The organism is Bradyrhizobium sp. CCBAU 53351, from assembly GCF_015291745.1.
Taxonomy (GTDB): domain Bacteria; phylum Pseudomonadota; class Alphaproteobacteria; order Rhizobiales; family Xanthobacteraceae; genus Bradyrhizobium.
Window position 1 is genome coordinate 1,509,174 of record NZ_CP030059.1, and the last position, 19,876, is coordinate 1,529,049.

General features: G+C 65.1%; 21 protein-coding genes. 11 read left to right on the forward strand and 10 right to left on the reverse strand.

Translation table 11 applies throughout. The features are described from left to right. Positions 1–25: 25 nt before the first annotated feature. Both XH83_RS07285 and XH83_RS07290 read left to right on the forward strand, forming a co-directional pair. Positions 26–610: a HutD family protein gene (locus XH83_RS07285; RefSeq protein ID WP_194406342.1), complete on the forward strand. Its 585-nt coding sequence runs from the start codon at positions 26–28 to the stop codon at positions 608–610. A gap of 128 nt (positions 611–738) precedes the next feature. Further along, positions 739–1,932, forward strand: coding sequence for an adenylate/guanylate cyclase domain-containing protein (locus XH83_RS07290; protein ID WP_194408191.1), 1,194 nt, complete (start codon positions 739–741; stop codon positions 1,930–1,932). A gap of 29 nt (positions 1,933–1,961) precedes the next feature. Here the strand turns inward: XH83_RS07290 and XH83_RS07295 are convergent, their stop codons facing one another. Then, complete coding sequence (locus XH83_RS07295) at positions 1,962–2,495, reverse strand: TetR/AcrR family transcriptional regulator (protein ID WP_246776487.1); 534 nt, start codon at positions 2,493–2,495, stop codon at positions 1,962–1,964. On the opposite strand from XH83_RS07295, the gene XH83_RS39650 reads away from it, so the two are divergent. From XH83_RS39650 to XH83_RS07325, 7 genes are all read left to right on the forward strand, one after another. After that, on the forward strand, positions 2,440–2,664 hold the full coding sequence (locus tag XH83_RS39650) for a hypothetical protein (RefSeq protein ID WP_246776538.1): 225 nt from the start codon (positions 2,440–2,442) through the stop codon (positions 2,662–2,664). The genes XH83_RS07295 and XH83_RS39650 overlap by 56 nt on opposite strands. Positions 2,665–2,700: 36 nt before the next feature. Continuing rightward, the gene (locus tag XH83_RS07300) at positions 2,701–3,174 is read left to right on the forward strand and encodes a peroxiredoxin family protein (RefSeq protein WP_194406344.1); all 474 of its coding nucleotides are present in this window, start codon (positions 2,701–2,703) and stop codon (positions 3,172–3,174) included. Positions 3,175–3,202: 28 nt separating this feature from the next. Continuing rightward, positions 3,203–3,877 (forward strand): SDR family NAD(P)-dependent oxidoreductase, encoded by a 675-nt coding sequence (locus tag XH83_RS07305; RefSeq protein WP_194406345.1) that lies wholly within the window; start codon positions 3,203–3,205, stop codon positions 3,875–3,877. A 1-nt stretch (position 3,878) separates the two neighbouring features. Next, positions 3,879–4,247 carry a DMT family transporter gene (locus XH83_RS07310; protein ID WP_194406346.1) on the forward strand — a complete coding sequence of 123 codons (369 nt, stop codon included), beginning with the start codon at positions 3,879–3,881 and terminating at the stop codon, positions 4,245–4,247. A gap of 66 nt (positions 4,248–4,313) precedes the next feature. Beyond that, a complete protein-coding gene (locus tag XH83_RS07315) occupies positions 4,314–4,781 on the forward strand; it encodes a DMT family transporter (RefSeq protein WP_194406347.1) in 468 nt (155 codons plus the stop codon). Between the two features lie 136 nt (positions 4,782–4,917). Further along, positions 4,918–5,712: an adenylate/guanylate cyclase domain-containing protein gene (locus tag XH83_RS07320; protein WP_194406348.1), complete on the forward strand. Its 795-nt coding sequence runs from the start codon at positions 4,918–4,920 to the stop codon at positions 5,710–5,712. A gap of 156 nt (positions 5,713–5,868) precedes the next feature. Next, positions 5,869–8,547 carry an EAL domain-containing protein gene (locus XH83_RS07325; RefSeq protein WP_194406349.1) on the forward strand — a complete coding sequence of 893 codons (2,679 nt, stop codon included), beginning with the start codon at positions 5,869–5,871 and terminating at the stop codon, positions 8,545–8,547. Between the two features lie 24 nt (positions 8,548–8,571). Here the strand turns inward: XH83_RS07325 and XH83_RS07330 are convergent, their stop codons facing one another. After that, a complete protein-coding gene (locus XH83_RS07330; protein ID WP_194406350.1) occupies positions 8,572–8,847 on the reverse strand; it encodes a hypothetical protein in 276 nt (91 codons plus the stop codon). Between the two features lie 367 nt (positions 8,848–9,214). Here XH83_RS07330 and XH83_RS07335 point away from each other — a divergent pair, with 367 nt between their 5' ends. After that, complete coding sequence (locus tag XH83_RS07335; RefSeq protein ID WP_194406351.1) at positions 9,215–9,427, forward strand: hypothetical protein; 213 nt, start codon at positions 9,215–9,217, stop codon at positions 9,425–9,427. Positions 9,428–9,461: 34 nt separating this feature from the next. On the opposite strand, the gene XH83_RS07340 is transcribed toward XH83_RS07335, so the two are convergent. The 5 genes from XH83_RS07340 to XH83_RS07360 form a co-directional block, all read right to left on the reverse strand. Continuing rightward, entirely contained in the window at positions 9,462–10,958 is a 1,497-nt protein-coding gene (locus XH83_RS07340; RefSeq protein ID WP_194406352.1) for a sugar ABC transporter ATP-binding protein, read from the reverse strand. Continuing rightward, positions 10,955–12,049 carry a hypothetical protein gene (locus tag XH83_RS07345; protein ID WP_194406353.1) on the reverse strand — a complete coding sequence of 365 codons (1,095 nt, stop codon included), beginning with the start codon at positions 12,047–12,049 and terminating at the stop codon, positions 10,955–10,957. Before XH83_RS07345 ends, XH83_RS07340 begins: the two co-directional genes overlap by 4 nt. Then, positions 12,046–14,163: an SMP-30/gluconolactonase/LRE family protein gene (locus XH83_RS07350; RefSeq protein WP_194406354.1), complete on the reverse strand. Its 2,118-nt coding sequence runs from the start codon at positions 14,161–14,163 to the stop codon at positions 12,046–12,048. Before XH83_RS07350 ends, XH83_RS07345 begins: the two co-directional genes overlap by 4 nt. 76 nt (positions 14,164–14,239) lie before the next feature. Then, positions 14,240–15,256, reverse strand: coding sequence for a sugar ABC transporter substrate-binding protein (locus XH83_RS07355; RefSeq protein ID WP_194406355.1), 1,017 nt, complete (start codon positions 15,254–15,256; stop codon positions 14,240–14,242). 24 nt (positions 15,257–15,280) lie between these two features. After that, the gene (locus tag XH83_RS07360; RefSeq protein WP_194406356.1) at positions 15,281–16,252 is read right to left on the reverse strand and encodes an ABC transporter permease; all 972 of its coding nucleotides are present in this window, start codon (positions 16,250–16,252) and stop codon (positions 15,281–15,283) included. Between the two features lie 246 nt (positions 16,253–16,498). Between XH83_RS07360 and XH83_RS07365 the strand changes: the two genes are divergently transcribed. Then, positions 16,499–17,461 carry a helix-turn-helix domain-containing protein gene (locus XH83_RS07365; protein WP_194406357.1) on the forward strand — a complete coding sequence of 321 codons (963 nt, stop codon included), beginning with the start codon at positions 16,499–16,501 and terminating at the stop codon, positions 17,459–17,461. Positions 17,462–17,723: 262 nt separating this feature from the next. On the opposite strand, the gene XH83_RS07370 is transcribed toward XH83_RS07365, so the two are convergent. From XH83_RS07370 to XH83_RS07380, 3 genes are all read right to left on the reverse strand, one after another. Beyond that, positions 17,724–17,930, reverse strand: coding sequence for a hypothetical protein (locus tag XH83_RS07370; RefSeq protein WP_246776426.1), 207 nt, complete (start codon positions 17,928–17,930; stop codon positions 17,724–17,726). 83 nt (positions 17,931–18,013) lie between these two features. Then, positions 18,014–18,382, reverse strand: a complete 369-nt coding sequence (locus XH83_RS07375; protein ID WP_194406358.1) for a rhodanese-like domain-containing protein — start codon at positions 18,380–18,382, stop codon at positions 18,014–18,016. A 142-nt stretch (positions 18,383–18,524) separates the two neighbouring features. Next, positions 18,525–19,643 (reverse strand): hypothetical protein, encoded by a 1,119-nt coding sequence (locus XH83_RS07380; RefSeq protein WP_194406359.1) that lies wholly within the window; start codon positions 19,641–19,643, stop codon positions 18,525–18,527. Positions 19,644–19,876: the final 233 nt, after the last annotated feature.

A 19,876-nucleotide genomic window follows, 5' to 3' on the forward strand; every position in this document is an offset into this window, starting at 1 on the left:
GCCCACCTGAGATTCCCGAACAGACATGAAGATCACGTTGCTGAGACCGAAAGACTACACCCGCTCGCCCTGGAAGAACGGCGGCGGCATCTTCACCGACATTGCGGGCGCCTGGCGCGCTGACGCGGTGGCGAAGGATTGGAGCAGCCTGCTCTGGCGCCTTGCCTCCACGCCGATCGTGGCGCCCGGCCCGTTCTCCCATATGCCCGGCATCGACCGGCTCCAGATGGTCGTCAACGGGCGTGGGCTGGTGCTGAAGTCACCCACGCAGGAGTTCGACGAGCGTGAACCTTTTACGACGGTGCGCTTCACCGGAGAGATGGAGATTGTGACCGCGCTCGAAGAGGGACCGGTCGAGGTCGTGAACCTGATGGCCCGGCGCGGCGCGGCGGAGATCGAGCTCGTGGCGCTTCGCGAGCCGGGCACGCGGCAGCTTGTCGCCGGCACACATTTGGTTTACGCAGCGCGCGGCGATTGCCGCGTCCGCATCGATGACGAGGAATTCTCGCTTTCGCACGAGGACACGCTGAAAGTGGAGCTCACTGCGGCGTCGAAGCTCGCGCTTGTGTCAGGGCTGGCGGTGCTGGGATCGATTCGGCTCATCGGCTAGCCGGCGATGGCCCCGGCCATCCGATGCGCATAATCCATGCAACTGGCTAGGTTGACGGGGCGAGGCCGGAGCACGATATCTGTCCTGATGCAGACCGCCGCGCAAGATACGATATGAACGGGCAGGATATGACCGCGCCAGACCACAATCTCCCCGCCACATTGTCCGACGGCGTCGTTGATTGGCTGACCAATGGCACGCGCGACGAGCGCTTCATCGACAACATTTTTGCCGAGATGTGCATCCGTCTCCAGCAGGCCGGCATTCCGCTCGCGCGGTCGACGCTCCATGTCCGCATCCAGCACCCGCAATGGCTGGGGGCCCGCATCATGTGGTCCGACGGCAAGCGCGAGGCCGAGATTTCGCGGGTCGACTTCGATGTGCAGCAGCGCTCCGAATATATCGGCAGCGCCGCCCACGAGATATTCGAGGGGGCGGCCGAAGTGCGCGAGAATCTCGAACGTGACCCGTCGCTCGGCCGCAAGCATGCGCTCTATGACGAGATGCGCGCGAAAGGCCTGACCGACTATGTGGCCTGGCCGCTGCATCACACGCTCGGCAAGCGGCATCTCGTCACCTTCGCGACCGACCGGCCCGGCGGTTTCGACGATGCGCATGTCGCCGCCCTCAAGAACGTGTTGCCGGTGCTGGCGCTGGTCAGCGAGATCCGCGTCAAGAATCGCCTGGCGCGGACGCTGCTCGAGACCTATGTCGGCTCCCATGCCGGCGAGCTCATCCTGGCCGGGGCGACCCGGCGCGGCACGGGCACGACGGTGCGCGCCGCGATCATGATCTGCGACCTCAGGGATTTCACCAAGATTTCCGACAACTGGCCGCGCGACGACGTCATCGATCTGCTCAACGACTATTTCGACGCGATGTCGGAGCCGATCGCACGGCACGGCGGCGAGATCCTGAAATTCATCGGCGACGGCCTGCTCGCCATCTTCCCGCTGAGCCAGCCCAATGCCTGCGCCAACCTGCTGCATGCCGTGACCGAGGCCCGGCAGGCCATGGCCGCCCTGAACGAGCGAAACAAGATGACCAGCCGCGCGCCGCTGAACTACGGCATCGGCGTCCATGTCGGCGACGTCATGTACGGCAATATCGGATCGAGCAGCCGGCTCGACTTCACCGTGATCGGCCCGGCCGTCAACATGGCCTCCCGGCTCGAAGCCCTCACCAAGAAGTTGGGACGAACGGTGCTGCTGTCACGCGACTTTGCGGAGCTGGTGCAGCCGAAGTTCGAGCTGGAGCACGTCGGTCAGCATGAGGTGCGCGGCTTCAGCGATCCAATCGAGCTGTTTGCCTATCACGGCTGAGGCAGGCTGCGCCGGACGCGCCGGTGAAGCTAGAGCCCAAGTCGGGCCGCGACGTGATCGATCGCCATGTCCAGCGCCAGCTCCAGCGGTCGTGTCGAACGCAAGGTTTGCGCCAGCAACAGGCCTCCTTGCAGGCTGGCGAGCATTGCCTCCGAAAGCTCCCTCAAATCGCCGGCAGGGGCTCTCCCCGCCCGTGACTGCATTCTGGCGAATGCCGCTTCGAAATAGCCTGCCCAGCGTGCAAAGCTCTCCGCCAACGCCGCGCGCGTGCGCGGCGTCTCCGAGAGTTCGGCAGCCAGTGAGCCGAGAGGGCAGCCGCCAGCGCAATTGGTCTGGTCCGTCAGCTCGACCACCGCGTCGCGCCATCGGCGAAGTCCGGCGATGGAATTGAGCTTTCGCAGCAGACCCTCGTGCGTTCCGAGCACGCACTCGGCCTGTCGCTGGATCACCGCCAGCACGAGCTCATCCTTGTCGGCGAAGTAGTGATACACCTGCGACTTGCTGGCCTTGCTGGCCTCGATCACCGCATCGATCGTCGTGTTCGCGGCGCCTCGCTCGCGCACGAGCTCGGTTGCCGCATCGACGATGCGCGCGCGTGTTGCCGCGCCCCGTGCCGTCTTTGGCACTGAGGTGTTGGGCGCTGAGGTCTTTGGCACCGGAGTCCTGGACAATGCAGTCACGTTTTTGTTCATCGCCGTCACCGTACTTGACAGGGATGATGCTGGCAAGTAATTGGACTAAATAGTCCAGTTTTTGGAGAAGACAAGAATGCCTCGTCTCGACAATGGTGATGCCTTTCCGGCCCTGACTCTCGACACGGTCGCCGACGGTACGGTTTCCGTCTCCCACCACCTGGCCGGTCACTACGGCGTGGTCCTGATGTATCGCGGGTCGTGGTGCCCGTATTGCAATGCGCAGCTCGCGGCCTTTGCACGGGCAAAGGAGAAGCTTGATGAGCTCGGGATCAGGGTCGTCGCCATGTCCGTCGACGACAAGATCGACGCAAGCACGCTGGTGGAAAAGCATCGGCTGAATTTTCCGGTCGGCTATCGCGTCGATGCAGAGGCGATCGCCGCGACGACCGGCGCTTACATCAACGAGGGCCCGCGCTATCTGCAATCCACCGGCTTCGTTCTCGACCCAGGCGGAAGGGTGATCACGGCGGTCTATTCCAGCGGCGCGATCGGCCGGCTGGTCGTTGAGGACGTGATCGGCTTCGTCCGTTACGTGAAATCCAGGTGAGGCCAGCTGAACCCCCGGAGGTACGGACGTGAACTCACATGAGGTTGCCGTCGTCGTTGGCGCGGGTCCCGGATTGGGCAACGCGCTCGTTGCGCGCTTTGCGGATGAAGGCATGCATGTTGCTGCGATCTCGCGCAGCGGCGGCGCAGGTGAGCCCCACCGCGATCTGGTTCGTCGTTACTCCTGCGATGCGACGATCGCGGAGCAGGTCGAGGACGTGTTCGCCCGCGTCGAAACGGAAATCGGGGCGCCATCCCTCGTGGTGTTCAATGTCGGCATCTGGGACCGGGGAGGAATCCTCGACATCTCCGCGGCACTGTTCGAGCAGGCCTGGCGCACCGGTTGCCTTGCGGGGTTTCTGGTCGGCCGGGCCGCTGCAGCTTCCATGCTGGAAAGCGGAGGCGGGACGATCATCTTCTCCGGTGCAACCGGATCAATCCGGGGCGGCGGCGGGTTTGCCGCCTTTGCCTCTCCGAAATTCGCCCTGCGGGCGCTGGCACAATCGATGGCTCGCGAGCTGGGGCCGAAGAACATTCACGTGGCGCATGTCATACTCGACGGCATGATCGCGCGGGACGACGATCCCTCGGAGACGCTGCTTCAGCCGGCGGCGATCGCGGAGAGCTATTATCATTTGTACCGGCAGGCCAGCAGCGCCTGGACCCATGAGCTCGACCTGCGGCCGTCAAGTGAAAGATTCTAGCTTGCCGGCCGCCGCCTCGGTCCGAGCCGCCCACCCCAGGCCGCGCGACTGGCTGCTGCTGGCGTCACTGGTGTTGATCTGGGCCGTGAGCTGGCCGGTCATCAAGATCGGTGTCGGCCAGATATCGCCGATCTGGTATGGCTGCCTTCGCTATGCGATCGCGGCGCTCATCCTGTTCGCAGTTCTTGTTGCGCGCGGTGAGCTTGCCCTGCCGCCGCTTGCTGATGTCACGGTCGTCGTCATATCGGGTACGCTTCAGATGGCGGCGTATTCGGCGCTCACGGGTCTTGCCCTGACGATCTTGCCGCCGGGGCGTGCGTCCGTGCTGGCCTTTTCGACGCCCATCGTGGTCGCGCCGCTCGCGGCCTAGCGGCTGGGCGAAGATCTTGGACCGAAGATGCTGGCGGGCGTGTTGATCGGATGTGCAGGAACCGCCGTGATCGCCTCGCCCTCCTTTGCCGTCGTCGGCAGGCAGACGCTGGCCTATGCCATGCTGATGGGCGCCGCCACGGCCTGGGCCGTCACCATCGTGACCGTGCGGGCGCATCGCTTCACCTCTTCGGCGTTGAGCCTCGCGCCCTGGCAGATGCTGATCGCCGCCATCCTGCTGCTGCCGATCGCGATCTTCGCCGAAGGAGCGACCCCGGCGATATCGCCGCTTGGTGCGGCCACGCTCGTCTACGTGGCGCCGGTCGCAACCGCATTCGCCTACTGGGCCGTGGTCGAGGCCGGGCGTCGCTTCGCCGCGAGCACCATGTCGATGGCGCTGCTGGCGACACCCAGCGTCGGGCTCGTGATTTCCGCTTGGGTGCTGAACGAGCCGATCAATGCGTCTCTCGTCGCAGGGGTGGCTCTGACCGCGACCGGAATCCGCCTGACGATTGCGACGACGCGAAGTCGATGATCGAAGAGCCCCTCGTCAGGCTGCGAGCCGCTGCCCCGGCGAGGGCACACGGCGGCTCGTCTGTTGCCAACGCGGACATGTGCAACTACGCTTTGGCCCAGCTAGTGCCCATGGTCCTTCGATTGTCCGCACCGACATGCCCAAATTCCTACGCATCGGAGTCCTTCAGTCGAACGTGTCGGGATACACGTCGAAGGCGTGGTGCGTCCGGCGCGCTGGCTCGGTGGTCTTCCTGAAGTGGGGAGCCGTCGAGGTCCATGGCGCCGGCGACGGGCGAAGGGTCTATTGGACGCGCCTGCCGCAGGAGAAGACGGTTCGCTGCGGCACGGTGCAGCGCGCCCAGGACTATGCCAAGGCCGCGATCGCCCGGCGCCGCAGTCATCGCTACGAACCGCTGGCCGGACCGATCGCGCCTCGGCGCCGATCAGCCGAGCGCAGCGCCGAGCTCAAGCAGGCGCTCGCCACCATCCTGATCGTCGATATCGTCCGCTCCACCGAAAAGGCCGCAAAGCTCGGCGATGCGCGCTGGACGAAAATCATGGGCCACTATTACGCGGCGGTCCGCAAGGAGTTGAAGAGCACGCGCGGCAAGGAAGTGGTGACGACCGGTGACGGCGTGCTGGCGACATTCAAGGCGCCGGCATCCGGCATCCGTTGCGCGACCGCGATCCAGAAGGCCGTGCGCACGCTGGGGCTCGACATCAGGGTCGGGCTGCATGCGGGCGAGTATAGCATGAGCGGGGGCGAGATGGTCGGTCTCGCGTTTCACATCGGCACGCGCGTCGCCGCCAAGGCGCGCGCCGGCGAGGTCCTGGTCTCGAGCGCGGTCAAGGACCTGATGGCGCGATCCGAGATCCGCTTCAGGGACCACGGCGTGCACCAGCTCAAGGGCGTTCCGGCGCGGTGGCGGCTGTACCGGGTCGAGGATTGAGTGGAACCGACGAAGCCCTCGCGCCGCGCGCGGAACTCGTTGACGCGACTGGCTTCTTCGGATTCGCGATCGCCGCGTTAAGGTCGGAGACACCAAGCGCCTTTACGGGTCCTTCGCCTCTCTGTTCTAGCCTTTGATGTGGCTGGGACAATCTCGATGGGTTTCTTCGCGCGGCTTGGTGACGCTTTCGCGATCGGTGATACGACCGATCCGCTCGGCCGTTCGCTGCTCGTCGAGCAGTTCCGCGTGCTCCGCGAGCAGGTGCCGGTGCTTTATGCCGCGCTTCTGGTCAACAGCATCAGCGTAGGGCTGCTGCTTCCGGACACGGTCTCGGCGTGGCTGCGATTTGCCTTGCCAGCCGCTCTGCTGGCGGCCTGTCTGTTTCGGCTGGCCCAGTGGCTCCGGCTGAAGAAGGCCGATTTCACCGCCGAGGAAGCGTACCGGGAGCTCGCAAAGGTTCGTCTCGCCACGGTGGTGCTCAGCTCCAGCTTCGTGATCTGGATCCTGGCGCTGTTCATGGTGGTCGATCCCGGCCTGCGCGTGTCGGTCTCCCTGCTTCTCTTCATGGGCTGCGTCGGAACGGCTTACTGCCTCGGCAGCTTCCCGCCATCGTCCCGGCTGACGATGCTGATCGCGGGTGCACCGATCGCGACGCTGCTGCTGCTCTCCGGCGACGGGATGCTGGTCTCGGTCGGAATCAATCTGCTGGCGCTGCTCGTCCTGCTCGCCCGGATGATCAACACCAATTTCCGCTCCTTCGTGAATCTGGTCGAGACGCACGGACGGCTGTCCGAAGAGGGTGACCGCGCCCGGGCCGCAGAGCAGATTGCGACCGCGTTCGCGGAGCGCTTCGACAGGGCGCTCAACAACATGTCCCAGGGCCTCTGCTTCTTCGACGACGACCAGCGCCTGATCGTCTGCAACCGGCAATATCTCGAGGTCTACGATCTCGACCCGAAACGGGTCCGGCCGGGCATGAAGCTGAACGACATCGTCGATCTCCGCTATTCGGCCGGCAGCGCACCGAAGATGTCGAAGCAGGACTATCTGGCCTGGCGCAACAGCGATCCGGTGATCGCTGCGAATTCGGACACGACCGTGGAATTGACCAACGGACGGATCGTGCGGATCCGGCATCGCCCGATGGAGGGGAAGGGCTGGGTCGCGACCCACGAGGACATCACGGAGCGCCATCGCACCGAGAGAGCACTCGCTGAGGCGGAAGCCTCTTTCCGCCTGCTCTTCGAAGAGAACCCGCTTCCGATGTGGGTGGTCGATGCGAAGACGCGCCGGCTCATTGCCGTGAATGGTGCGATGTGCCGGCATTACGGCTATTCCCGCCAGGATCTCCTCGCGCTGTCCGAGCATCAGCTCGCCTATGGCGAGCAGCAAGCCGGAGCCGAGCGCGACTGCGAATTGCACAGGACCGCCGGCGGCGAGGCGATCGAGGTCGTGATCGAATCCCGGCCGCTCGCCTATGAGGGACAGTCCGCCCATGTCTGCGTCGCCTTCGACGTGACGGAGCGCAATCGGGCGCAGCAGAGGGTGAGTTATCTCGCGTGTCACGATGCGCTGACGGAACTGCCCAACAGGGCCGCTCTGGACCAGCATCTCGGCGCGGCGATCGAACGCGCGGAGATCACCGACAGCCCCTTCGCCGTGCTCTGCATCGATCTCGATCACTTCAAGGCGATCAACGACCGTTTCGGCCATGCCGTCGGCGACGCCGTGCTCTGCGAGGCCTCGCGGCGCCTGCAGGACGCCGCGCAAGGCTCCTACGTCGCGCGCGTCGGCGGCGACGAGTTCATCGGCATCATCGACCGGTCGCCGCTGCCGGCAACGGCAGAGCTGCTTGCCACCAGGATGCGCGCTCAGTTCGAGCATCCGATCGAGGTCGACGGCCATGCGCTGAAGATCGATCTCTGCGTCGGCATCGCGCTGTATCCGAGAGACGCCGACAATTCCGCTTCCCTGCTTGCGAACGCGGATGCCGCGCTGTATCGCGCCAAGCACGACGGCCGGGGAGCCATCCGCCTGTTCACCAGCGCGATGGACCAGCAGCTGCGGGATCGCCGCGCGCTGGAGCACGATTTGCGCAATGCCGTCGAGCGCGGCGAGCTCTATCTGGAGTATCAGCCGCAGCAGCATCGGGACGGCACGCTCATGGCCTATGAGGCGCTGGTGCGCTGGCGGCATCCGGTGCGCGGGAGCATTCCTCCCGGCGCGTTCATTCCGATCGCGGAGCAGAGCGGCTCCATCGCGCAGATCGACGACTGGGTCCTGATGGAAGCGTGCCGGGAGGCGGCGTCATGGGATCAGCCGCTCCGGGTGGCCGTCAACGTCTCCGCGGCGCAGTTTCGTCGGGAAAACCTCGACGGCCAGGTCCGCAGGGCGCTGCGGGACAGCGGGCTTCCGGCCGCGCGTCTCGAGCTCGAAATCACCGAAGGCGTCCTGATCGAGGACATGCCGCGGGCCAAGAGGACGATGCAATCGCTCAAGGCGCTGGGCATCCTGATCGCGCTCGACGATTTCGGAACCGGATATTCGTCGCTGTCGTACCTCGAAGCGTTCCCGCTGGATCGCATCAAGATCGATCGATCCTTCGTCGCCTCGCTCGGCCAGGGCGAGCGATCGCTGGCCATCGTACGGGCCGTGATCGGCCTCGCCCACGGGCTCGGCGTGCCGGTCCTGGCGGAAGGTATCGAGACCGACACGCAGATGTCGCTCCTGATCCAGGAAGGCTGCGACGAGATGCAGGGATATCTGATCGGGCGGCCCGGCAGCCTCGTGCCGTCCAGGCCCGGCAAGAACGCGCGAAGGCGAGCGGCATCCTGAACGGCGAACGCGGCGCAGAGCGCTCTAGCCGGCCGGACCGGTCCGGTCGCATTTCGGGCATCGGCCGTCCGCGGCGCTCGCGAGCTGGTGGCCGATTTCTTCCCTGAGGGCGTCGGCCTCGAACGGCGTCCCGTCGCTCTTCAGGATTCGCTTGGCGCGTTCGTAGGCATGGCTCTCGGCGGCGTCGTCGCCGACGCGGATGACCACCTCATCATGAAAAGGGCAGGCTGTGGTCGCACGCGTCGTCTCGAGCGCGTAGCGCACGGCCGCTGAGAGATCGTCGAGATTGGCGGACATCATGGCTGCTCTCCTGGTCGAGGCGGTCCCGATGGTGGCCTGTTGCTTGCGGGCGTGCCTGCTCTGTCCAGCGGCTGGGCCATTCAACCCGCGGTCCCAGCTCTCGTTCCATCGCACCCGCCGGCAAAGCCGCTCCTTTCGGAGCCGGATTCCTGATCGCGATTGCCCGCACCCCTTCTTCCGAAGCGGCGCCCGGAGTGCCTAGGAGTCCGGGCCCCGCTTCGTGCGGCACCGGGCGACAGCGCGCCCGAAACCACCTTGATCATAGGCGCGGCCGGATGGCTCGCATTGACCCATCGCAAACCTGGGAAAGCTCCGTAGGGAATCGTCCGGAATTTCGCCGACGGCGGTTCCGGAGGATAAGAGGAGCATGCACCGCCAGATCCTCTTCAGGTGCCCGCGCACCGGCATAAACGTCCAGCATCGGATCGATGACGAGCGATCCGAGAGTTCGGCGTCGGCCGACAGTTATGTGCCCGTGCGATGCCCGGCCTGCATGTCGCTGCACTTCGTCAACAGCGCAACCGGCAGGCTGCTGAACGAGCGACATGCGCAGCCCGCCGCGAGGCCGCGTTCCGCCTGATCCGGTCGCGTCGCGACGCCCGCGCGGGAAACCGTCAATGGATCGCCGCGTACATGATGGCTTCCTCCGTCGCCTCCAGCGCGGAGAACTCCTCGACGACCTTGCCTTGCCGGCACACCAGGATGCGGTCCGACAGCGCCATGATCTCCGGCAGGTAGGACGAAATCACGACCACCGCCTTGCCCTTGTCGGCCAGTGAGTTGATCAGCTCGTGAATCTCGACGATGGCCCCGACATCGACGCCCCGCGTCGGCTCGTCGAATATGATCAGCTCCGGATCCTGGATCAGCGATTTGGCGATCACGACCTTCTGCTGGTTGCCGCCGGACAACTCGACGACCTTGGCCTCGTCGCCGATGGCGCGCACCTTGAGGCGCTCGATCCACGATTTTCCGGTCGCCGTGCTCTCGCGTCGCGACAGCCAGGCGCGTCCCCTGGGAAACTTGGCAAGCAGGCCGAGATAGATGTTGCGCGCAATCGATGCGGTCTCGAAGAACCCTTCGACCTTGCGGTCCTCGGTCACGTAGGCAATGCCCGCCTGCACCGCCGGGGCGGGAACGCGGTAGCGCACCGGCTTGTCTCCGAGGATCACCTCGCCGCCATGGAAGAAGTCTCGCTTCATGACGCCTGCGACGATCTTGAAGGTCTCGGTGCGCCCGGCGCCGACGAGGCCGAACACGCCGGTGATCTGGCCCGCGAACACCGACAGCGAATTGTTCTTCACCATCGGCGCCATCTTCAGGTTCTGCACCGTCAGCACCCGCTTGCCCGAAGGGCGGATTTGCGTCTTGCGCGCGCCGTAGAGCGTGTTGGAGAGATTCCGCCCCACCATCGCCTGGACGATGCGCGCCCGGTCGAAGCGGGAGGCATCGTCGGTCACCACATGCTTGCCGTCGCGCAGCACCGTGATGCGGTCGGCAAGCAACAGCGCCTCTTCGAGCGCATGCGAGATGAAGATGATGGAGACCCCGCGCCGCTTCAGGTCCTTGACCAGGTCGAAGAAGTATTTCTTCTCCTCCGGCGTCAGCGTCGCCGTCGGCTCGTCGAAGATGATCACCTTGGCCTTGTGCAGGACGGCGCGCGCGATCTCGACCATCTGCTTCTTGGCCGCCCCCAGGCCGCCGACCGTCGCCGTCGGCGTCACGTCGAAATTGAGCGATTGCAGGAATTGCTGGGCCGCGATGTAGATGCCGCGCAGGCGGTTGTAGAACTTCTCCTGGCCGAGGAACAGGTTCTGCGCCACCGTCATCGTCGGCACCAGGCTGTTCTCCTGGAACACCATGGCGATGCCGAGATTGCGCGCCTCCAACGGAGTCCTCGGGGTGACCTCGACGCCGTCGACGCTCATGCCGCCAGATGTCAGCGTCACGACGCCGGCCATGACTTTCGTCAGCGTCGACTTGCCCGCACCGTTCTCGCCGACCAGCGCATGGATCTCGCCGCGCCGCAGGTCGAAATCGACGCCGTCGATGGCGGGCACGCCGGCGTAAAGCTTGGTCGCCTTCGACAGCGACAGGACCAGGTCGTTCATGAGCGGGCCTCCTCGCCGAGCGAGGCCAGCGGCAGCCTGATGACGCGCCCGGGTCCCTTTGCGATCATCACGAGATCGCTGCCGCATTCGACGGCGGCGACGATGCCGTGGTTGACGCCGTCGGCGCGGCTATGCAGCGAGGTGCGCGGCGAGCCGTCGGCTGCGAGGCGGATGACGAGGCCGTATGACCGCGGCGGCGCCCATGGCTTCATCACGCCCATGGTCTTGATGTGTGCGCCCTGCAGCGGCTCTTTGAAGGAATGGCCGGAGCGCAGGCGCGGCGCCACCCAGAACTCCGGGTCGATCTCCGCGATCATGCGGCGGCGATAGGCGGGCTCGCGCAGCACGAACTCGACCAGCTGGGTGCGTGCGGTGAAGGCGGTGAGCCAGAAACCGCCGCCGGGCGCCGGCGAAAGCCGGGACGGATAGACGGGCAGGTGCCGCAGCAGATCTTCGCGGGTTCCGTCCGGCGCGATCGAGACCAGGCGATGCCGCCAGCTTTCACTGACGAGGATGTTGCCGTCGCTCGCCACCGCGCCGAAAGCGTAGCCCAATCCGCCGGCAAGCTGCGTGATCGCGCCCGACTTCGAATCGAGCCGCAGCACGCGGCCCGTCTTGCCGAGCTCCATCAGGTCGCGCGCCCAGTCGCCGACACCGCGCAACGACGATCCGTCCGTTGCGATCAACGTCCCGTCGGCCGCGGGCGCGAGCGCGTTGACGGCGTGCAGCCCTTGCGAGAATGTGGCCGTGGGCGTCTCCGCCGCGACATTGTCGTAGAGCCGGACTTCCGTGCCGCCGAGCGCGACGGCGAGGCGTCCCCCGGGCAAGGATACCAGCGCAGAGATTGGCCGCTCAAAGGTCCGAACCGTCGTTGCCGCGTTGCCGGAAAGGCGTGTCAGCCGCACGCCATCGGCAAGCAGCACCGAGGTGCCGTCGGTGGCGAGATCCTCCGGCGCTTCGCATTCGAGCAGGGTCTCCGCATGCTCGAGCGCTTGGTTGGGTTTCAACGCCCCGTCGAACGACGGGACGGTGATGGCCGCCTCGCCGCGGCCGAGGAATCGGTTGGCGAATTCGCTGAGTGCGGCGATCACGATGACGTCCCCCAGCGCTTGTCATATTGCACGAAGTTCGGATCGGCGTTGTCGAGCTTGAAGCGGCCGATCCGGTTGTTGGCGATGCCGCCGAGATAGAGATAGCCGCGATGCTCGCGCATCGAGGTGATCATGGGATGGTTGAGACCCCTAAGGTCCCAGAACGATTCCAGGATCTTGCCCTGCTCGTTGAACTTGACGACGCAGCCGGTGTTGATGTTCGGGAATAGCCATTCGTCGACCGGCACCCGCTTGGCCATGCGCCGGCGGAAGCCCGGCATCTTCCAGGCAAGGTCGAGCGACGGGCTGCGCATGCCGACCAGCGCCAGCCAATAATTGCCGTCCGAGGCAAGGTTGATGTTGTCGGGATAGCCGGGCAGGTTGTCCATGACGATTTCGACGTCGCCCTTCTTCGGGCCTGCGAACCAGTAGCGCTTGATCGAGCAGCCGAACGTCTCCGCGAACAGGATGGATTGCCCGTCGCTCGCGACCGCGACGCCGTTCGGGAATTTGAGGCCGCGCAGCGCGGTATGGGTCGCACCGGTCTTGGTGTCGTAGCAGATGATGCGGCCGTTGCCGCGCGCTTCCAGCCCGTCGACCGGCCACTCGTCCATCTCGTAGCGAACGGTGGCCTCTGAGAAGAAGATCAGCCCGTCGTCGGTGATGTCCAGATCGTCGGCGAGCCGCAGCCGGCTGTCGTCGTTCACGGAATAGAGGCTGCGGTTGGTCTCGTCGGTGGCCTTCTCCACGGTACCGTCGGGCTTGATGCGGTAGAGGCCCATGCCGCCGATGCAGACATAGAGATTGTCGTGCTTGTCGAAGGCCATGCCGAGCGGCTGGCCGCCGATATGCGCGAACACCTCCATCCGCTCGTAGTCCGGCGGAAAGAAACGGATGATGTCGCCGTGCCGCGATCCGGCGTAGAGCACGTCGTTGCGATCGAGGATGACGTCCTCGGGCGCCTCGATCCGGCCGAGCCCGATCAGCGAGACGTCGCGCAGCCTGTCGTTCTGCTCGAACGGTCCGCCCTTGCCGATCTCGGTCGGCGGCGGTGGCGGCAGCGCATGGTAGGTCGGGGCGACATAGACCTTGCTGATGATGCGGGTGCGGTTCTTCTGCCAGCGGATGTCGACCATCGCGGCCGCCAGCAGGATCGTCGCGAGCGCCATGCGGTTGACGCCGCCGCGCGCGTTCATGGCGGTCAGGCCGTTGGTGACGAGGAGGACGACGAGCACGCCGGCCATCGACTTGACCACCGACCCCTTGCCGCCGCCGAGCGTGATGCCGCCGAGCACCGTCGCGGTCAGCACGATCACCTCGAGGCCGACGCCGATGTCGCCGCCGACGGTGCCGAGCCGGGCGGCGAAGAACAGCGCGCCGATGCTGGTCAGCACGCCGCTCGCGACATAGCAGAGCGCGATGGTGCGGCGGACGGGAATTCCGGAATTATAGGCCGAACGCCGCGAGCCGCCGATCGCGGTGATGTGCCAGCCCGGCCGCAACCGCGTCAGGAAGACGTGGCCGAAGATCGCGATCACGATGTAGACCAGCGCGACGCTGGGGATGCCGACCACGGTTCCGCCGCCGATGAAGTCCCATGTCGGAATGTCGGGGAAGGCGGAGGCGATGGCGTTGGAATAGCGCTGGATCAGCAGATCGTAGGCCGAGCGGTAGATGATCAGCGTGATCAGCGTGGTGATGAAGGCGCGCAGCCTGAGATAGCCGATCAGCACGCCGTTCACGGCGCCGAGCAGCCCGCCGACGATCATGGTGACGACCACCACGGCGGGGACCGGCCAATTGAGCACGTCGAGCAAATACAGCGCGCAAAAATCCGTCAGTGCGAAGATCGATCCGACCGACAGATCGATGCCGCCGACGATGACGACCAGCGCCATGCCGAGCCCGATGAAGCCGATCTCGCCGGCCTGCCGCGCGGTGTCGGCGAGGCTCGACGGCGACAGGAAGTGCTCGAGCGAACGGCTGAGCGCGAAGCCGACGATCAGCAGCAGGATCACTGGAATGGCGGTTTCGGTCCATCGCTTGGACAGGATCTCGCCGAGGAGATGGTCCGGCCAGTAGCGATATCGGAGCCTCGTCAGTGTCTCGCGCATCTGCCTTCCGATGATTCCATGAGCAGGGTTGCGCGCTCCGCGCCCGAAGGGGCGGAACGCGCGCCGTCGGTTGCGATCACTTCTTGAGGTCGGAGAGATTCCAGCACGCCGTCTGGGTGTCGGCGTTCTCCTTGGTGATCGGAATCAGCGTGGTGTACTCGGAGCCCTTGACCGAACCCGGCTTGGCGCCCGAGGACAACAGCCATTTGATCGTGCCGGCCATCTGCGCTGCCTGCGTCGGCACGTCGTAGCTCATGTTGAGATCGAACGAGCCGTTCTTCACGAGTTCGCACGCGCCCTTGCGCTCGCCGCCGCCTGAAGTCGCCAGGAACACCTTGCCGGTCAGGCCGGCTTCCTTGATTGCCGCGGCGGTGCCGATGTCCATGCCGTCCCAGAAGCCGACGATGCCGCAGAGATCAGGGTTCTGCTTCAGCACCGTCTGGGTGATCGCCTTGGCTTTCGCGGCATCCCAATCGGCGGCCTGGCTGGAGACGACCTTGATTTCGGGGTGCTTGGCGAGGATGTTCTCGACGCCCTTGAGCGTATAGGCGCTGGCCGCCGCGGAGAGCGCGCCCTGGATGATGGCGATCTTGTTCGACTTGCCCTGGCAGGCCTTCACCACGCCTTCGGTCTGCCGCTCGCCGATCTCGATCCAGTTGGCGCCGACGAAGGCCGAGCTGCGATAGGCCGAGCCCATGTTGATCTGGATGACGTAGATGCCCTCGTTCTCCGCGCGCTGCAGCAGTTTTGCGTAGGTCTGGACGTCGGGATTGTGGATCACCATCACCGCCGGCTTCTCCGAGATCAGCGAGGTGACGGCCTGTGCGCCCGCATTGGTATTCCAGTTGGGATCGCGGATCACGAACTTGACGCCGAACGGCTCGAGCTCCTTCTTGAGCCCCGCGTACCAGCCTTCCGTCAGGTCGAAGTTCATCGCGACCGGAACGTAGGCGACGGTCTTGCCGGCCAGCGCTTCCCGGAAGGTCTTCTGAAACGGCTCGTCGAGCCCCTGTTGGGCGAGGGCCGGGACCGTGCCGGCTGCAAGCGCCAATGCGGCGAGACTTCCAAGCGCGAACTTATTCATGCAGGCCATTGTCTTCCTCCTTGTTGGGGCAGATCAGATGTCGCCCTGTTGGGCCGTTTCTTCGTTGCGTGGGTTGAGGAACGTGTCGGTGATGACAGCGATCAGGAGCACGAGGCCCTTGATGAGATTCTGGCCGGCATAGGGAATGTTCAGGATCGTCATTCCGTTCAGCATCGTGCCGATCAAGAGCGTGCCGATGATGACGTTGACGACACCGCCGCGTCCGCCCGACAGGCCGATGCCGCCGAGCACGACGACGAGGATGACGTCGTAGATCAGCGTCGAGTTGAAGATGCGCGTCGGCATGGAGTTGACGGACGCCGCCATCACGAGGCCGGCAAAGCAGCCGATCAGCGCCGCAAGGACGTATTGCAGCACGATGATCGGCCGCGTCGGGATGCCGGTGACGCGCGCCGCGAACGGGTTGTCGCCGATCGCGTAGATATAGGCGCCCCAGCGCGTCTTGCGCAGCAGGATGAAAACCACCACGCAGGCGATCGCGAACATGACGATCGATGTGGGGATGCCGAGGATGCTGCCCTGGCCGAGCCGCTCGAACCCGGCCATCTGGTCGCTCCATTGCACGACGTCGAGCTGGAAGAGCGCGGCCTGGCCGAGACCCGCGACGAACAGGCCGGTTGCCAGCGTCGCGAACAGAGGCGGCACTTCCGCATAGGCGATCAGCCAGCCGTTGACGAGACCGATCGCGATCGACAGCAGGCCGGCCGACAGCAGCGAGGCCGGCAGCGAATGGCCATTCTGCACCATCTGCAGAACGAGGCCGCCGGGGACCGCGAGCGCCGCGATCAGCGACAGGTCGATGCCGCGGCCGATCACCACGATCGCCATGGCAAGGCCAAGGATGCCGAGCACTGCCACGTTCTGCAGCAATGTCAGCATGTTGTCGGCGGAGAGAAAGCCGTTGAGGAAGATCGAGAAGCTCAGGAAGAGGACGGCGAAGACCGCAAACACGATCTCCTGCTGGCTGATCCGAACGCGCGTCATCGCTTGCCATCCCCTAGGGATCGGCATCGCGCGTGCGGGACCGCCGTCTTCCCGCGCGCGTGCCTCCCCCCGTCCAAGATTTGTTTTGCGCTTGATAGGCGAGAGGCCTCAGCGCGGCTTGCTTGAACGCGCAAACCTTTTGCGCTGGCGCGCAAAGAGTCTTGCGTGAAGCTGACGGGAACCTAAGATCGAGGCCAACAAGCTTTTGTGCGCTGCACAGGTAAACCTCGCTGCGACGGGCCGCCGATGGATCTCGTGTTCACGACCGAGGAGCTGGACCCCGCCAAGCGCTTCGCCGCCTGGCAGGATGCCATCTGCGACCACTACGTTCATGTCGACGTGAACGCGGTGAAGCCGGCCGACTACCAGGGCTTTATCCGCGAGGCGCAATTTGGCCCGGTTACGATGAGCGACGTCTTCCTGTCGGAGCAGCGCATCTCGCGGCGCGAGCGGCACATCGCCAAGCTCGACAAGGATTGTTACTACGTCCAGTTTCTGCAACAGGGCAGCATGGACGTGCTCCAGGCCGGCCAGACCCTCGTGACCAGCCCGGGCATCGGCGCGATCTTTTCGGCGTCCGATGCCTACGATCTCGAATGCTCGAACCAGTTTCGGTCGCTGTACCTGGAAATCCCGCGCAAGGAATTTTCGTCGCGCTTCGCCGAAGGCAAGATGCCGCTCGTGGCGACGATCGCGACGGGGCGGGGCCTGGGGCGGATCGCCGCCGAGTTCTGCGCGCTGCTTGCCGCGGAGGCTTCAAGCCTGGAGGAGGCTGCGCGAGGCCGGCTCGGTCACGAGCTGATGGACGTTCTGGCGCTCGCGCTCGACATGGGCGACAAGGACGAGTTCTCGGAAGATGCGACGGCGCGGAACGCGCGGCTGCGTTCCGTCAAGGCCTGGATCGAGGAGCACCTGACCGAGCCTGACCTGTCGCTGGAGAAGATCGCCAGGGCCAACGGCGTCTCGCTCCGACATCTGCATTATCTGTTTCGATCGACCGAGATGTCGGTGTCGGAATGGATTTTGAACCGCCGCCTGCAGCGCTGCTACGACGCGCTGATGCGCCCGGAGCTGCGCGCGCTGTCGGTGACCGAGATCGCCTATCGCCTCGGCTTCAGCAGCTCGTCGCATTTCAGCACGGTGTTTCGCCGGAAGTTCGGCCACAGCCCGTCCGAGCTGCGCCGGCGGCAGACGATGTCGATGGAGTAGGGCGCGGCTGGGCGCAACGCGCAGGCCGACCGAATCTCCTATTTGCGGTTTGCGCCCGTCGAACCGGAGCCCGGCACGGCCTGTGGGCCGCCTTGCGTCTGCCGCTCCGCTCCTGTGCCTGGGATCAGGCGGCCTCGGCGGCTGGTTAGGGGGCGGGACTTCGCGCCGAGGCTGCCGTTTACCGGGATTCCAAAAACCCGGCGCGGCTCAATGCCTGGCGCGCGGCTCTGTTCCTATTCTTGTCCGTTGCCCTCGGCGCGCTTTACGCCGACCAGCGGTCCTGCTCTTCCCGGTGCGCGTGCTCGTTGAGCCGTTCGGCGATCTGGTCGGCGATCTCCTCCGACTCGGCCGAGGCGACCGGATCGCCCTTGTGCGTCCTGAGCTTGTCCTTGTCGGCTTCGATCGGGAAGTCGTCGGGTGTCAGTCCGGTATCCTTGGCGATAGGCTTGGTCATGGTAGGTTTGGTCATGGCGCGCCTCGCTGCGTCCCTCTCTCCTGGGGAACAACACGCCTGAAGGCCAATCGTTGCCACGAACCGCGGCGCGTGATCCGCTATTTCTCGACCGGCCCCGTCCAGTCCTTGAAGCCTCCGAGGTTGTAGACCTTCTCGTAGCCCAGATCCTTCAGCAGCTTGCCGGCCAGCGCAGACCGTCCGCCGGACGCGCAATAGAGAATGACGCTCTTGCTCTTGTCGAACGCCTTGTCATGAGAGGGCAATTCCGGATCCGCGCGAAACTCCAGCATCCCGCGCGAGACGTGCACTGCGCCTTCGATCTTGCCGCTGGCGGCGACCTCCGGCGCGTCGCGAACGTCGACGACGAGCGTGTTGCCGTTCCTGATCATCTCGGCGGCCTGCTCCGACGTGATCTTGGGCACCGCCGCGTTGGCGGCTTCGAGCATTTGCTTGACGCTGGTGGGCATGGGGGGGTCTCCGGTGAGGGGCTGTGCGGACGATAGCACATCGCTCGCGCCGCGCCTCCTCCTGTTGGAGGACCGTCGCGAGCGAAATGATCGACTTCACCCGCTCATCCTCTGTCCGATGCCTTCAATCGTTCGCCCGCTTTCAGGGCTTCAGCCGGGACATGCAGAGCTTCTTGTCCTGCTCCTTGTGCTGGAAGCCGTAGTTGATGCAGGCCCGGTCCTCGGCCGGCGTGTGCTTGGCGATCTTCAGATAGATGCGGGACGGCTTGCCCTCGCCAAAATGAAGATCCCCCGACACGGCGACCATCTCGTCGCCGACGAACTGGTGCCGGTAGAACTCGCCGTCCTCCTTGATCGATCCGAAGCAGCCGCGGACGAGATTGAGCAGGCGGTCGGTGCGCTGCTCGAGCTCGCGGCGGTTGGTCTTGTCGTATCGCCAATCGCATTCATAGGTCGGAACGATGCGGAGCGTGATGTCCTTTTCGGTGCCGACTTCGATGGCGCATTCCGGCTTGGATGCAAGAAAGTCCTGCGAGACGGTGATCGGGGTGGCGTATTCGTCGATCGCCGCCATGTCGCTGATCTTGACGCCCTTGCTGCCGAGGGTGCCCGGCTCGATGAACCACTTCTCTTTCTTTTCCTTCGTGATGCCGGCGAACAGGTCGGCCGCGTGGCCCGCCACGGCGCGAATCTGTTCGCAGAACGGCGCGTTCTTCTGGCTGGCATCGACGGTCTTGACGGCGGGGGTCGACTTCTCCTCCTTGGCGAGCTTGTCGGCCTGGATCTCCTTGAGCTGCTTGACCATCTGGGCCAGATATTCGAGATCGGCCTTGGCGCAGGCCTTGGCCTTGCGCTCTTCGCCCTCCTTCAGCCAGCCGACATACATCTTGTCGACCGGAGCTTTGCTGCAGCCGGCCTCGATCAGCTTGGTCTGCTCGGTGTAGTAGGACTGCTGGTCCTTCAGGTTGTTGTCGGCGTCGATGCAGCGCAGCGCGTCGTCGCGCTGCTTGGTGATGCGGTTGTACTCGTCGCGATCGATCTCCCGCTTGTCGTACTTCTCCCTGATCGGCGCCATGGTGGCGTATTTGAGGTCCTCGATGGCGGCGCGCTCGCGGGCATTGAGATTGAGGGCCGCCTTCTGCTCGGCGTCCAGGCGGTGCTCCACACTGAAGTCCGGCGGACAGCGCTTGGTGTCGCGCGCCGCGGCCGGGGCGAGATTGGCGGCAAGGGCGAGTAAGAGGCAGAGGGCGCGGGCACGCATGCAAATGTCCTTCAGTGGGGCAATGCCGCCAGAATAGCGGGGCTGTTTGGACAGACAAGGTGGGTGAGGCAAAGGGGACTGCCGCGATGGTTCGTTCGCCCTCGAGCACCACCCCTCGGCCATCGGGGGGGATCGATCTCGACTCGCAGCCGACATGACGCTTGCGGGGCCCGCGAGGCGGCGGGCAATATATCACGCCGAAGCGAGCGTTGAATGACCCCTTTGGGTCATGT